This window comes from Actinocorallia herbida, from assembly GCF_003751225.1.
GTDB classification, from domain to species: Bacteria; Actinomycetota; Actinomycetes; order Streptosporangiales; family Streptosporangiaceae; genus Actinocorallia; species Actinocorallia herbida.
In genome coordinates this window covers 9,740,946-9,754,024 of record NZ_RJKE01000001.1, presented here as the reverse complement: position 1 = coordinate 9,754,024, position 13,079 = coordinate 9,740,946, and the positions used below count along the sequence as shown (strand labels likewise).

The window sequence follows — 13,079 nt, the reverse complement described above, 5'->3', positions numbered from 1 at the left end:
GCCGCGCGATGAGCGCGGCCGGGCACCGGGGCGGGACGACCTTCGCCGGGTCCGGTCAGACGCCCAGCGGGTGCCAGACCGTGCGCGTCTCCAGGACCGCGGTCATGCGGCGGGTACCGGGATCGGCGGTCCAGTCCTCCTCGGCGGGGCGCAGGACGCGCTTGAGGTTGCCCGCGGCGGCGCGCTCGCAGTCGGCGGCGAGTTCCGGGGACGCGCCCGCGAGGTCGATCGCGTTGACGTCCATGTGCCCGGCCAGCCACGGCGCCAGTTCCTCGCGCACGCCGGTCAGGATGTTGACGACACCGCCCGGCAGGTCGGAGGTCGCCAGCACCTCGGCGAACGTGACGGCCGGGAGCGGCGCGTCGGCGACGACCACCGCGGTGCTGCCCGTCGCGATGACGGGCGCGAGCACCGACACCAGGCCGAGCAGCGGCGCGTCCCGCGGCGCGAGCACCCCGACGACGCCCGTGGGCACCGGCGCGGAGACGTTGAGGAACGGCCCGGCGACCGGGTTCGTCCCGCCGGCGACCGCCGCGATCTTGTCGGTCCAGCCCGCGTACCAGACCCAGCGGTCCACCGCGGCGTCCACCTCTGCCTCCGCGGCCTCACGCGCCAGGCCGCCCGCGCGCAGCTCCTCGACGAACTGGGCGCGCCTGCCCTCCAGCATCTCGGCGATCCGGTAGAGGATCTGGCCGCGGTTGTAGCCCGTGCGGGCCGCCCAGCCGTCGGCCGCCTTGCGGGCCGCCACGACGGCGTCGCGGACGTCCTTGCGCGAGGCGTGCGCGGCATGGGCGAGGAACTCCCCGCGCGCGTCGTTCACCACGAAGGACCTGCCGGACTCCGATCGCGGGAAGGCCCCGCCGATGAACAGCTTGTAGGTCTTGCGCACTGCCAGCCGCATCGGCCCGCCGTTCCCTTCGTCTCGCGGCGGCGCGGGCGCCGTCGCACTCCCGGCCGCATCCTTGCGCTCCTCGGCACGGCGCGCCTTCGCGCGCCGCTTCTTGTCAACTCTGGGCAAGGTAGGCCTCCAGCCCCTGCCTACCGCCCTCGCGCCCGTGACCGGACTCCTTGAACCCGCCGAACGGCGACGCCGGGTCGAACTGGTTGAACGTGTTGGCCCACACGACGCCCGCACGGAGCTTGTCGGCCACCGCGAGGATCCGGGAGCCCTTCTCCGTCCAGATGCCCGCGGACAGCCCGTAGGGGGTGTTGTTGGCCTTCTCGACGGCCTCGGCGGGGGTACGGAACGTCAGCACCGACAGGACGGGCCCGAAGATCTCCTCGCGGGCGATCCGGTGGCTCGCCGCGACCTCGGTGAAGACCGTCGGGGCGAACCAGAAGCCGCGCTCGGGCAGGTCGCACGAGGGCGCCCACACCTCGGCGCCCTCGGCGGTGCCCGCGTCGACCAGCTCCCGGATGCGGGCGAGCTGCGCGGCGGAGTTGATCGCGCCGACGTCGGTGTTCTTGTCCAGGGGGTCGCCGACGACCAGCGTCGCCATCCTGGCGCGCAGCCGGGCCAGCAGCTCCTCGGCCACCGACTCCTGCGCCAGCAGCCGCGACCCGGCGCAGCACACGTGCCCCTGGTTGAAGAAGATCGCGTTGACGATCCCCTCGACCGCCTCGTCCAGCGGGGCGTCGTCGAAGACGATGTTGGCGCCCTTGCCGCCCAGCTCCAGGCCGAGCCGCTTGGACGTGCCCGCGACCGACCTGGCGATGCTCTTGCCGACCGCGGTGGACCCGGTGAAGGCGACCTTGTCGACGCCCGGGTGCTCCACGAGCAGCCGGCCCGTCTCCCCCGCGCCCGTCACGATGTTGACGACGCCCGGGGGCAGCTCGGCCTGGCGGCAGATCTCCGCGAAGGCCAGGGCGGTCAGCGGGGTCGTCTCGGCGGGCTTGAGCACCACGGTGTTGCCGCACGCCAGCGCCGGGGCGATCTTCCAGGCCAGCATGAGCAGCGGGAAGTTCCACGGGATGACCTGCGCGGCGACGCCCAGCGGGGTGGTGCCGTACCCGGCGTGCTCCAGCTTGTCGGCCCAGCCCGCGTGGTAGAAGAAGTGCGCCGCGACCTGCGGAAGGTCGAAGTCGCGGGTCTCCCGGATGGGCTTGCCGTTGTCGAGCGACTCCAGGACGGCGAGTTCGCGCGAGCGCTCCTGGATCAGCCGGGCGATCCGGAACAGGTACTTGGCCCGTTCGGCCCCCGGCATCGGCCCCCAGACGTTCTCGAAGGCGGTCCGGGCGGCGGCGACGGCCCGGTCGACGTCCTCGGCCCCGGCCAGGGCCACCTCGGCGAGCACCTCCTCGGTGGCCGGGTTGACCGTCTCGAAGGTCTCCTTGGCGGCGGTGAACGCGCCGTCGATGAACAGGCCGTAGTCCGCGCGCAGGTCCACCACGGAGGTCGACTCGGGCGCGGGCGCGTAGCCGTCGGCGAAGGTCATTGATCAGTCCAGGGAGAAGTAGTCGGGGCCGGAGTAGACGCCGGTGGCGAGCTTCTCCCGCTGCATGAGCAGGTCGTTGAGCAGGCTCGACGCGCCGATCCGGAACAGGGCGGGGTCGAGCCAGCGCGGCCCGGCGACCTCGCGCACCTGGACGAGCATCTTGAGCGCGTCCTTGGTGGTGCGGATGCCGCCCGCGGGCTTCACCCCGACGATCCTGCCGCGCTCGGCGGCGAAGTCCCGGACCGCCTCCAGCATCACCAGCACGACGGGCGCGGTCGCCGCGGGCTGGATCTTGCCGGTGGAGGTCTTGATGAAGTCGGCCCCCGCGAGCATCGCCAGCCAGGACGCCCTGCGCACGTTGTCGTAGGTGGCCAGTTCGCCCGTCTCCAGGATGACCTTGAGATGGGCGTCGCCGCACGCGTCCTTCACCGCGGTGATCTCGTCGAAGACCTTCGCGTAGTCGCCCGCGAGGTAGGCGCCCCGGTCGATCACCATGTCGATCTCGGTGGCGCCGTCCAGGACGGCCTGCCGGGTGTCGGCGAGCTTCACCGCGAGCGGCGCCCGGCCGGACGGGAACGCGGTCGCGACCGAGGCGATGCCGACGCCGGTGTCCGCGAGCGCCTCGACCGCGACCTTCACCAGGTCGGGGTAGACGCAGACGGCCCCGACGGTCGGCGCGCCGGGCGCCGTGTGCACGGCCTTCCCGCACAGCGCCCTGACCTTGCCGGGGGTGTCGGCGCCCTCCAGGGTGGTCAGGTCGACCATGGAGATCGCCAGGTCGATCGCCGCGGCCTTCGACTCGTTCTTGACCGACCGGGTGGCCAACCGCGCGGCGCGCGCCCGCGCCCCGAACTCGTCGACTCCCGGCAGCCCGTACAGGACCCGCCGAAGCTCTGTGGTACTCGTCACCTGACACAGCATCCGCCATCCGGGCGCTCCGGCCAAATCTGCCCCCCGAACTGCGGAGATCCGGACAAACCTCTCGACGACTCAGCCGGGAGGTTTAGGGGAATCACCAAAGAGGGGGTGAAGCAACATGTTCGAGGAAGCTCAGTACTTCGCACCCGTCAAGCAGGACGAGCACGGCGGGGTGACGGTCGAACTCGGCCGCGATCACCCGGGGTTCGCCGATCCGGTTTACCGGGAGCGGCGGAACGCGATCGCCCGGCTGGCGCTGGAGTACCGCAAGGGCGATCCGCTGCCCGAGGCGACCTACACCGACGAGGAGCACGAGGTCTGGCGGCTGGTGTCGGCGGAGCTCGACGCCAAGCACCGGCGGTACGCGGCCGCGGAGTACCTCGCGGCCAAGGCGCGGCTCGGGCTGCCCGCGGACCGCATTCCGCAGCTCCAGGAGGTCACCGACGGCCTACGGCCGCTCACCGGGTTCGGATACCTGCCCGCTGCCGGGCTGGTGCCTCTGCGGGAGTTCTACGGCTCGCTGGCGGATTCCCTCTTCCACGCCACGCAGTACATCCGGCACCACAGCACGCCCTTCTACACGCCGGAGCCCGACGTCCTGCACGAGGTGCTCGGCCACGGCAACGCGCTCGCGTCCGACCGGTACGCGGCGCTGTACCGGGCCGCCGGCAAGGCGGCGCGACGGGTGGAGACGCCCGAGGCGCTGGAGTTCGTCTCCAGGGTCTTCTGGTTCACCATGGAGTTCGGGGTGATCGCCGAAGGAGCCGAACTCAAGGCGTACGGCGCAGGAATCCTGTCGTCCTACGGCGAGATCGAGGAGTTCCGCTCGATGGACGTCCACCCGCTGGACCTGCGCGTCATGGGCGCCACCGACTACGACATCACCAAATACCAGACCGACCTCTTCCGCGCCGAGTCCCTGGACCACCTGGAAGACGTCGCCGGTACCTTCTGGGACACCTGCACCGACGACTCCATCAGGTCCCTGACGCGCGCCTGAGGGCGCTCAGCCCACCTTTTTGAGGGTGCCGTCGTAGGAGGGTGCGTTCTCGGCGAGGTCGTCCTGGTCGGCGTACCACTGGTGGCGGAGGCCCTTGGCGATCGCGGTGAGGCGGACTATGCCGGATTTGTTAGGGGTGCAGTTGGGGGTCTGCTCGTCGAGGCGGAGTTCGTGCTTGCCCGCCTTGACGTACCGGACGGTGCCGGTGCACTGGATCTCGCCGTTCTGGTAGTACTGCACCGACCCGGTGTCCGCCCCTCCGGGGAGCGCGAGCTGCACCTCCCAGCCCTTTTCGTCGGTGGCCAGGGCGCCCCGCCAGGTGCCGGAGTAGGCCCGGGGGAAGGCGCCGGCCGCCTTCGGGGAGGCGACGAGGTTCTGGGTGGGCGACCGGCTTTCCCGGCGCTCGTCGTCATCGCTCAGCACCGCGAACAGCCCGACCCCGGCGAGGACGGCGCAGGCGCCGACGGCGACCCCCGCCACGAAAGCCGTCCGCGGGCTCGGGCGGCGGTGCCGGACGCGAACGCCGGGGGGCGGCTGGTGCACGTTCTGATCTCCCGGGGGCTGGAGCGCTACCAGCCCAGTATGGACCCGGCGGCCGGGAAACCCCCTCCCGTCTCTCGGCCGCCGGGCCGTCGGACCACACGGGAACTTGTGGCCGGCCGCGCAGGGACGGGGTCCGGGGAACCCGTCCTGAGGAGGGGCGGACCCGCCTTCCGCGGCCGAGATCCAGTCTGGGCTACCGAGACCCGTCCGCGCATCGGTAGAACTCCCGATATGGCGCGCGGTCTCAGCAACGAAACAGGCTTATCGCCCGCCGCGTCCGATCCAGGCGGCGACCTGGGCGCGGGAGCCGAACCCGAGCTTGCTCAGGATCTGCTCCACATGGGAGTCGACGGTCTTCTTGGCGATCGTCAGCCGCTCGCCGATCTGCCGGTTCGACAGGCCCGCCGCGACGAGCAGCGCGATCTCCCGCTGCCGGGGCGTCAGCGCGGGCCGCGAAGCCGCCTCACCGTCGCCCAGGGCGTAGGCGACGGTCTCGTCCAGGGACCGGCGGGTGCCCGCGGTGAAGGCCGTGTGGAAGGCGCGCGGACCGAGGAGCTCACGGGTCTTCGCCTCGCACACCGCCCTGTCCTCGACGTACTCGGTGAGGCCGGGGCCCATCCCGTAGTCGTCGCGCATGCGCTGGACCCCGCCGAGCAGCGCGGCCGCCCTCTCCGGGTCGTCCTGGGCGAGCGCGATCGCGGCGAACGCGTCGACGGCCATGGCCACGCCCAGGTGGTCGGACAACCTCCGCTTGACGACGACCGCGGCGCGCAACCGGGCCCCGGCGAGATCGGCCCGGCCCACCGCGAGTTCGGCCATCGCCTGCATCCAGTCGCCGAACGAGCGGGCGTAGACGTCGCCGCTGCGCGCGCACAGGGCGCGCTGCTCCTCCAGGAGCACGATCGCCTTCTCCGGGTGGCCCGTGCGCAGCAGGCAGGCGGCGTGCCCGACCATGCTGAGGGCGAGGCCGGGCATGGCGCCACCGGCCTCGGCGAACAGCGCGCAGCCGCGGGCGTACCAGCCCAGGGCCGCCTCCAGGTCGCCGACCGTGAACAGCGCGTTCCCGCAGTTGTAGGCGAACCACCCGCGCTCCTCCGGGGCGGCCCGCTCCGAGGCCTCCGCCCACAGGCCGAAGACGGATTCCGGCGGCAGCACGCCGAGGAAGGCCGACAGCCAGTGCCGGACCGTCCTGACGTCCGTGCACGACGGGCGCCTCTCCAGCACCTTGTCGAGGTAGTAGGCGCCCTCCCGGACGTACCCGCAGGCGACCCACAGGTACCGCAGCCGCCGGGCGAGCTCGTACCCGGCCTCCTCCTCTTCGGGGTCCGCGAGGCTGAAATCGAGGGCCGCGCGCAGGTTGGAGAACTCGGCGTTCATCCGGTCGAACCAGGCGTACTGCTCGGCGCCGGCCCAGCCCTCGTCGAACCGCCGGGCCATCTCCAGGAAGTGGTCGCGGTGCCTGCGCCGCAGCGCCGGCTCCTCGCCGAGCCCCGCGAGCCAGGTCGCGCCGTACTCGCGAACGGTGTCGAGCATCCGGAACCGCTCCCCGCCCGGCTCCCGGACGACGATCGACTTGTCGACCAGCCCGGCGAGCACGTCGAGCACCGCCTCGGCGGGCAGGGTGCCGTCGGCGCAGACGTGTTCGGCGCCCTCGAGGTCGAAGTCGCCGTTGAACACCGACAACCGCGCCCACAGCAGCCGCTCGCGCGGCTCGCACAGCTCGTGGCTCCAGCCGACGGCGGTCCGCAGATTGCCGTGCCTGCCTTCGCGGCCCGGCTCCTCCAGCAGGCGGAACCTGTCGTCCAGGCGGGCCACGAGCTGCCGGACGGTGAGGGTGCGCAACCGGACCGCGGCGAGTTCGATGGCCAGGGGCAGCCCGTCGAGCCGCTCGCACAGCGCGACGGCGAGATCGCGGTCCCGGTCGAAGCCGGGGTCCGCCTCGGCGGCGAGGGTGTGGAAGAGGGTGACGGCGTGGTCGCCCGGCGGCAGCGGCGCGAGCGCCAGGGTGCGTTCGCCCGGCACCCGCAGCGGCTGCCTGCTGGTGGCCAGGACGCGCAGGCCGGGCGCGGCGGCGAGGAGGCCGGAGACCAGTTCGCCGCACGCGCCGACCAGGTGCTCGCAGGTGTCGAGGACGAGCAGCGCCCGCCGCCCGGACAGATGGTCGCGCAGCACGGCCACGGGTGCGCGCAGGTCACGGTCGCGCAGGCCGAGCCCGGCGCGGACCGCGTAGGCGAGCAGTCCCTCGTCGCGCAGGGCCGACAGTTCGACGAACCAGACCCCGTCCGGGGCGGCGTCCGCCAGGTCGGCGGCCGCCGCGAGCGCCACCCGGGTCTTGCCTACGCCGCCGACCCCGGTCAGGGTCAGCAGTCTGCTCCCGGCGAGCAGCCTGCGGACGTCGGCCACCTCGCGGCGGCGCCCGATCAGCCGGGAGGCCGGGGCGGGAAGATTCCCGGCAGCGACAGGCGATGGTTCGTGCACCGGCTCACCTCAGACTCCGTCCGGGGTTTTCCGCGCATCGTATCCCGCCGGAGCGCTGCGGCACCGGCCGATCACCTACAGTTTCCGGTGCCGACTGGTCATCCCGGGACGCGGGCGACCGCGAAGACGGTCTGCCCGAACGGGGGCCGGACCAGCCGTTCGATGAACCGGGTGGTGGGGATCACCGTCCGGTCGTAGATCTTGACCAGGCGCGGGTCGGGGTAGCCGACGCCGCCGCGGCGGACCGCGGCCCACCAGGCGATGCCGCCGAGGAAGTTGATCGGCTTCAGCACCTCGGCCTCCAGACCGGCCCCGGCGATGGTCGCGCCGAGCGTCTTGGGGGTGTACCGGGTGACGTGGCCGACCTTGCGGTCGAAGTCCCCGTACAGCTGCATGTAGCCGGGCACCCAGATGACGATGCGGCCACCGGGCTCGACGACCGCGGCGAGGTCCTTGAGCGCCTGGACGTCCTCGGCGATGTGCTCGAGGACGTTCATCATCACGACGGTGTCGACCTTCTGGCGGATCTCGACCTTGGCCGGGAGCGCCAGCGAGAGCACCTCCACGGCGCCGTCGTCGGCGTACCGCTTGGTCAGCTGCTCGACGCAGTACGGGTCGTTGTCGCTCACGGCGAGGTAGTCGAGCCGTCCGGCGAACTGCTCGGAGAAGTGGCCGAGTCCCGACCCGATCTCCAGCAGCGACCGTCCGACGTGCGGCGCGACCATGTCGTATTCGTACTTGCGGTAGTTGCGCGCCTCGTCCCCGCCCAGGTGGTTCTCGAGGGCGCCTTCGCCCGCGGCGGGCTGGACCGGCTGGATGTTCTCGGACACGTCATGGAGCCTACAGTCAGGGCCCGGTCCTCGCCCCTCCTCCGGGGTTTCAGGCGAGCGTGAGCGCGCGCCCGACTTGCGCGGCCGCGCTGCGCAGGACCGCCGCGTCGGCGGCGACCCGGCCGAGCCGCTGGGGCCGGCACGACACGCCCAGCGCGCCGACCACGACGCCCTGGGCGTCGGTGACGGGCACCGCGGCGCAGCCCGTGCCGAGCGCGTACTCCTCGCGGTCGACCGACAGGCCGTCCAGGGTGAGGGCGTGCTCCAGCCTGGCGCGCTCGGTGATGGTGTTGCGGGTCAGCGACACCAGCGGGTGGCGCGCGAGGTAGTCGCGGCGGTGCTCGTCGTCGAGCTGGCCGAGCAGGCACTTGCCGATCGCGGTGGCGTGCGCCGACTCGTCGAAGCGGACCCACTCGTCGACGCGCGGGGTGCGCGGCGAGTCGGCGATGTCGATGAGCCGGATGCGGTCCTCCTCGTGCACGGCGAGGTAGGCGGCCGCCCCGAGGGTCTTGCGCAGCGCGTCGAGGATCGGGCGGACCCGGCTCAGCACGACCTGGCCGTGGCCTTTGCCGTGCAGTTCGCCGACCCGCTCCCCCATGACCCAGGCCCCGTCGGGCAGCTTGACGATGTAGCCCTCATGGGCGAGCGTGCGCAGCAGGTGGTAGGCCGTCGCGAGCGGCAGCGTGGTCTCGCGGGCGAGCTGCTTGGCCGGCGCCCCGGAGGGATGCTCGGAGATGCACTCCAGAAGATGGAGCGCGCGCTGAACCGACGCGATCAACGTGGGTCTGCGTGTCTCGTTCATCACGCAAAGCGAACACCGTGCCGAGCAGGACGGTCAAGCGGTTTCGCCAACTCCGTCCCGAACGGTGTCCTCAGCCTCTTCCACGCCGGGCAGGATCGGGGGCACCGACTTCCGCTTGCGCGTCTTGCCCGCCAGGCGGCGGGGGGTCGGCGCGGCGGCGCCGGGGTCCGGGGTGGTCGCTGGGGTGGTCTCGTCCGACATGGGTCACGACCTTAGCGGCGAATCCGTCTCGCCCTGGTGAAGCGATGGTGCCCTGCGGACAAAGACCGCGGGGGTGAAAGCCCGGAGGCCGGGACGGAATCCGTCCCGGCCGCCGTGTGCGCTCACGATACCGGTGCTCGCGCGCCGGGAACGTCGTCGTACTAGAGGCGCTCGATGATGGTGGCGTTGGCCTGGCCGCCGCCCTCGCACATCGTCTGGAGGCCGTAGCGGCCGCCGGTGCGCTCCAGCTCGTGCAGCAGCTTGGCCATGAGGATGCCGCCGGTGGCGCCCAGCGGGTGGCCGAGGGCGATCGCGCCGCCGTTCGGGTTCACCTTGGCCAGGTCGGCGCCGAGCTCCTTCTGCCAGCCGAGGACGACCGGGGCGAACGCCTCGTTGATCTCGGTGACGTCGATGTCGTCCATCTTCAGGCCCGACTTCTTGAGGGCCTTCTCGGTCGCCGGGATCGGGCCGGTCAGCATGTAGACCGGGTCCGAGCCCGCGAGGGCGAGGGTGTGGATGCGGGCCCGCGGGGTCAGTCCGTGGGTGCGCACGGCCTCTTCGGAGGCGATGAGCAGCGCGGACGCGCCGACCGCGATCTGGGAGGAGACGGCCGCGGTGATGACGCCGCCCTCGCGCAGCGGCTTCAGGCCCGCCATCTTCTCGAGGGTGGTGTCGGGGCGGGCGCACTGGTCGCGCTCGACGCCCGCGATCGGGGCGATCTCGCGGTCGAAGTAGCCGGCCTCGATGGCCTTGCCCGCGCGGATGTTGGACTCGAGGGCGAACGCCTCGAGGTCCTCACGGGACAGGCCCCACTTCTCGGCCATCAGCTCGGCACCGCGGAACTGGGAGATCTCCTGCTTGCCGTAGCGCTCGCCCCAGCCCTCGCCGTACGGGAAGCCCGCGACGGCGCCGTCGGCGGTGAACGGCACGGACGCGCCCATGGGCACGGCCGCCATGTTCTCGACGCCGGCCGCGATGACCAGGTCCTGGGTGCCGGACAGGACACCCTGCGCGGCGAAGTGGATCGACTGCTGCGACGAGCCGCACTGGCGGTCGATGGTGACGCCGGGCACGCTCTCGGGCAGGCCTGCGGACAGCCACGCGGTGCGCGCGATGTCGAGGGTCTGCATGCCGACCTGCATGACACAGCCCATGATGACGTCCTCGACCGCGGACGGGTCGATGCCCGTGCGCTCGACGAGGGACTTGAGCACGTGGGCGCCGAGGTCGGCGGAGTGGACTCCGGCCAGCGCGCCCTTCTTGGTCCCGACGGGGGTACGGACCGCTCCGACGATGTACGCCTCGGCCACTGCGCCTCCAAAGCTCTAAGGGGTGGGTTCCGTCCCATTGAACCGAATGGGGTTCGGTCAGAGATAGCTTACCCGCCGGTACCCCGCAAGTCGAAGGTGACCCCGGACACGGGCCGGAAAACCCCCGAAAACCCCTGGACAGGCGCCAGAAAAGGCCCTGACCTGGGGCGAAGGGCCTTCCGTAGGTCCCGCGGCCCTACCGGGGCAGCCCGGAGCGCTCCCGGGACAACTCCGCGAGGTCTCCCGAGGTGCCCAGGGACTCCTTGCTCATCCGGTCCAGCAGTTCGGTGAGCTCGGGATGCCGGTCGGGATCCCACCCTTCCAGAAGGTCGTCGAGGCCGCGGCGGCGGGTCTCCCAGACCCGCTCGGCGTACGCGCGGCCGGTGTTCGTGATCGCCAGGACCTCGCCCTCGCGGTCCACCAGCCCCTCGGCGACCAGCTCGTCGACGTAGTGCCGCCCGTGGGAGCGCGTGGTGTCGGCGTTCCCGGCCAGCTCGCGGCCGGTGATGCTGCCCGCCTGGGCGATCCGGCAGAGCGCCCAGATGCTGCCCGCCGGAAGGTCGAGGCCGCTGCGCGCCGCGAGCTGGGCGTACAGGACGCGGGCCTCGGGGTCGCGGCGCAGCAACCGGGCGAGGCACAGTTCGAGTTCCGCGCGCGACGACCGGGCCGAGGGCGCGCCCATGCTCTCGCCCATGCCCGCCTCGCGGGTGGCGGTCTTCAGGGGCACCTCGCGCAGGAACCAGCTCGCGATGAACGCGGTCGCGGCGACGGGCACCGCGCACAGGAAGACCGTCTGGATGGAGTCCGAGTACGCGCCGAGGATCGCCTCGGCCTGCGGGGCCGGAAGCCGCCGCAGGACCGCCGAGTTCTCCTGGACCTGCGCCGGATCGACGCCGGGCGGGAGAGTGATCCCGCGCAGCGCCTGGGCCACGTTGGTCGCGAGCTGGTTGCTGAAGATCGTCCCGAACACCGCGACGCCGAACGAGCCGCCGATCGAGCGCAGGAACGTGTTCCCGGACGTCGCCGCCCCCAGGTCCTCGTACGGGCTCGAGTTCTGCACCGCGATGATGAGCACCTGCATCACGCAGCCGAGGCCGACGCCGAGGGTCGCGAAGTACAGGCTCTGCTCCAGCACCGACGTCTCGGGCGACAGCCGCGAGCACAGCGCCAGCGCGACGGTCATCAGCCCCGTCCCGATGATCGGGAAGGGCCGGTAGTGGCCCGTGCGGGTGATCAGCAGCCCCGACGTGATCGACGCGACCAGCACGCCGGCCATCTGCGGCAGCAGGCTGAGCCCCGACATCGTCGGCGACTCCCCCTTGACGACCTGGAGGTAGACCGCGAAGTAGGTGACCGAGCCGAACAGCGCGAACCCGATGACGAACGCGAGGAACCCCCCGACGGAGAAGACCGGGTTGCGGAAGAGGTGCAGCGGGAGCACGGGCTCGGCGGCCCGCCTCTCCACGGACCACCAGACGACGATCAGGACGACCGCCGCCGCGAACAGCCCGATGATGACCGGGGAGTTCCACGGGTACTCGGTGCCGCCCCACGTCGTGCCGAGCACCAGGCAGACCGCGGCGCCGGCGATCGCCGCGGTGCCCGCGTAGTCGATCCGGTGCCGGGTCCCGTTCTTCTTGCCGTGCAGCACCACCGACACCAGCACGAGGGCGACGACCCCGATCGGCACGTTGACGTAGAACACCCACCGCCACGTCAGGTTGTCCACGAAGAAGCCGCCGAGCAGCGGCCCCGCGACGCTCGCCACGCCGAACACGCCGCCGAAGAAGCCCTGGTACCTGCCGCGCTCGCGGGGCGGCACGACATCGCCGACGATCGCCATGCCGAGCACGATCAGGCCGCCGCCGCCGAGCCCCTGGAAGGCGCGGAACACGATGAGCGACAGCATGTTCCAGGCCGCGCCGCACAGCACCGACCCGACGAGGAAGATGATGATCGCGGAGATGTACAGCCGCTTGCGCCCGTACTGGTCGCCGAGCTTGCCCCACAGCGGCGTCGAGGCGGTGCTGGCCAGCAGGTAGGCGGTGACGACCCAGGCCAGGTGGTTCAGCCCGCCGAACTCGCTGACGATCGTCGGCAGCGCGGTGGAGACGATGGTCTGGTCGAGCGCGCCGAGCAGCATGCCGAGCATCAGCGCGCCGATCACCACCCACACGCCGCCGCGCGAAGCCTCCCCCGTCTGCCCGCCCATCGCTTCCTCCCGACCGGACGCCTACCCTGCGGCGGTTCCGGGACAATCCCCGCAGGCCGTCAAGATTCCCCCGACCCGACCCGCGCTCAGCGGGCGGGGCGCCCCGGCGAAGCCGGTTCTCAAGCGCCCCTCCCGCTGAGCGCCGATAAATCCGTCTACTGTGGGCGCATGGACGGGATCGTCACCCTGGTTTTGCTCGCCATCCTCGCGACCTTCTGCATCCGCTGGGCAGCGGTCAAGCTGCGGCTGCCCGCACCCATGGCGAGCTCGGTCGCCATCGTCTTCGTGCTCGTGGTCCTCGGCTTGTGGGGCGAGACACTCAAATAACGGCGAACCGCCCAGCCCTCGGC

Annotated in this window: 11 protein-coding genes; 2 read left to right on the top strand and 9 right to left on the bottom strand. The window is 72.1% G+C overall.

Annotation, left to right across the window (positions count from 1 at the left end; genetic code table 11):
- Nucleotides 1-55 precede the first annotated feature (55 nt).
- The 3 genes from EDD29_RS44570 to deoC form a co-directional block, all read right to left on the bottom strand.
- Nucleotides 56-901: an aldehyde dehydrogenase family protein gene (locus EDD29_RS44570; protein ID WP_123670144.1), complete on the bottom strand. Its 846-nt coding sequence runs from the start codon at nucleotides 899-901 to the stop codon at nucleotides 56-58.
- Nucleotides 902-1,004: 103 nt separating this feature from the next.
- Nucleotides 1,005-2,435 (bottom strand): aldehyde dehydrogenase family protein, encoded by a 1,431-nt coding sequence (locus EDD29_RS44565; protein WP_123670143.1) that lies wholly within the window; start codon nucleotides 2,433-2,435, stop codon nucleotides 1,005-1,007.
- Between the two features lie 3 nt (nucleotides 2,436-2,438).
- A complete protein-coding gene (gene deoC / locus EDD29_RS44560) occupies nucleotides 2,439-3,344 on the bottom strand; it encodes a deoxyribose-phosphate aldolase (RefSeq protein WP_425455004.1) in 906 nt (301 codons plus the stop codon).
- A gap of 127 nt (nucleotides 3,345-3,471) precedes the next feature.
- On the opposite strand from deoC, the gene EDD29_RS44555 reads away from it, so the two are divergent.
- Nucleotides 3,472-4,353, top strand: coding sequence for a phenylalanine 4-monooxygenase (locus tag EDD29_RS44555; RefSeq protein WP_123670141.1), 882 nt, complete (start codon nucleotides 3,472-3,474; stop codon nucleotides 4,351-4,353).
- Between the two features lie 6 nt (nucleotides 4,354-4,359).
- Here EDD29_RS44555 and EDD29_RS44550 read toward each other — a convergent pair whose 3' ends face one another.
- From EDD29_RS44550 to EDD29_RS44525, 6 genes are all read right to left on the bottom strand, one after another.
- Complete coding sequence (locus EDD29_RS44550) at nucleotides 4,360-4,833, bottom strand: hypothetical protein (protein ID WP_123670140.1); 474 nt, start codon at nucleotides 4,831-4,833, stop codon at nucleotides 4,360-4,362.
- Nucleotides 4,834-5,157: 324 nt separating this feature from the next.
- Complete coding sequence (locus EDD29_RS44545; RefSeq protein WP_148086309.1) at nucleotides 5,158-7,374, bottom strand: LuxR C-terminal-related transcriptional regulator; 2,217 nt, start codon at nucleotides 7,372-7,374, stop codon at nucleotides 5,158-5,160.
- A gap of 98 nt (nucleotides 7,375-7,472) precedes the next feature.
- Nucleotides 7,473-8,204 carry a class I SAM-dependent methyltransferase gene (locus EDD29_RS44540; protein ID WP_123670138.1) on the bottom strand — a complete coding sequence of 244 codons (732 nt, stop codon included), beginning with the start codon at nucleotides 8,202-8,204 and terminating at the stop codon, nucleotides 7,473-7,475.
- 49 nt (nucleotides 8,205-8,253) lie between these two features.
- Complete coding sequence (locus EDD29_RS44535; protein WP_123670137.1) at nucleotides 8,254-9,006, bottom strand: IclR family transcriptional regulator; 753 nt, start codon at nucleotides 9,004-9,006, stop codon at nucleotides 8,254-8,256.
- A 362-nt stretch (nucleotides 9,007-9,368) separates the two neighbouring features.
- Nucleotides 9,369-10,517 carry an acetyl-CoA C-acetyltransferase gene (locus tag EDD29_RS44530; protein WP_123670136.1) on the bottom strand — a complete coding sequence of 383 codons (1,149 nt, stop codon included), beginning with the start codon at nucleotides 10,515-10,517 and terminating at the stop codon, nucleotides 9,369-9,371.
- Nucleotides 10,518-10,713: 196 nt separating this feature from the next.
- A complete protein-coding gene (locus EDD29_RS44525) occupies nucleotides 10,714-12,729 on the bottom strand; it encodes an MFS transporter (protein ID WP_123670135.1) in 2,016 nt (671 codons plus the stop codon).
- Nucleotides 12,730-12,897: 168 nt separating this feature from the next.
- Here EDD29_RS44525 and EDD29_RS46115 point away from each other — a divergent pair, with 168 nt between their 5' ends.
- Nucleotides 12,898-13,056 (top strand): hypothetical protein, encoded by a 159-nt coding sequence (locus tag EDD29_RS46115; RefSeq protein WP_170201822.1) that lies wholly within the window; start codon nucleotides 12,898-12,900, stop codon nucleotides 13,054-13,056.
- The last annotated feature ends 23 nt before the right edge of the window (nucleotides 13,057-13,079 follow it).

Bases quoted from the DNA above. Each gene is read 5' to 3' on its own strand.
- EDD29_RS44525 (WP_123670135.1), bottom strand. From the start codon at position 12,729: ATGGGCGGGCAGACGGGGGAGGCTTCGCGCGGCGGCGTGTGGGTGGTG.
- EDD29_RS44535 (WP_123670137.1), bottom strand. From the start codon at position 9,006: ATGAACGAGACACGCAGACCCACGTTGATCGCGTCGGTTCAGCGCGCG.
- EDD29_RS44570 (WP_123670144.1), bottom strand. From the start codon at position 901: ATGCGGCTGGCAGTGCGCAAGACCTACAAGCTGTTCATCGGCGGGGCC.
- EDD29_RS44565 (WP_123670143.1), bottom strand. From the start codon at position 2,435: ATGACCTTCGCCGACGGCTACGCGCCCGCGCCCGAGTCGACCTCCGTG.
- EDD29_RS46115 (WP_170201822.1), top strand. From the start codon at position 12,898: ATGGACGGGATCGTCACCCTGGTTTTGCTCGCCATCCTCGCGACCTTC.
- EDD29_RS44555 (WP_123670141.1), top strand. From the start codon at position 3,472: ATGTTCGAGGAAGCTCAGTACTTCGCACCCGTCAAGCAGGACGAGCAC.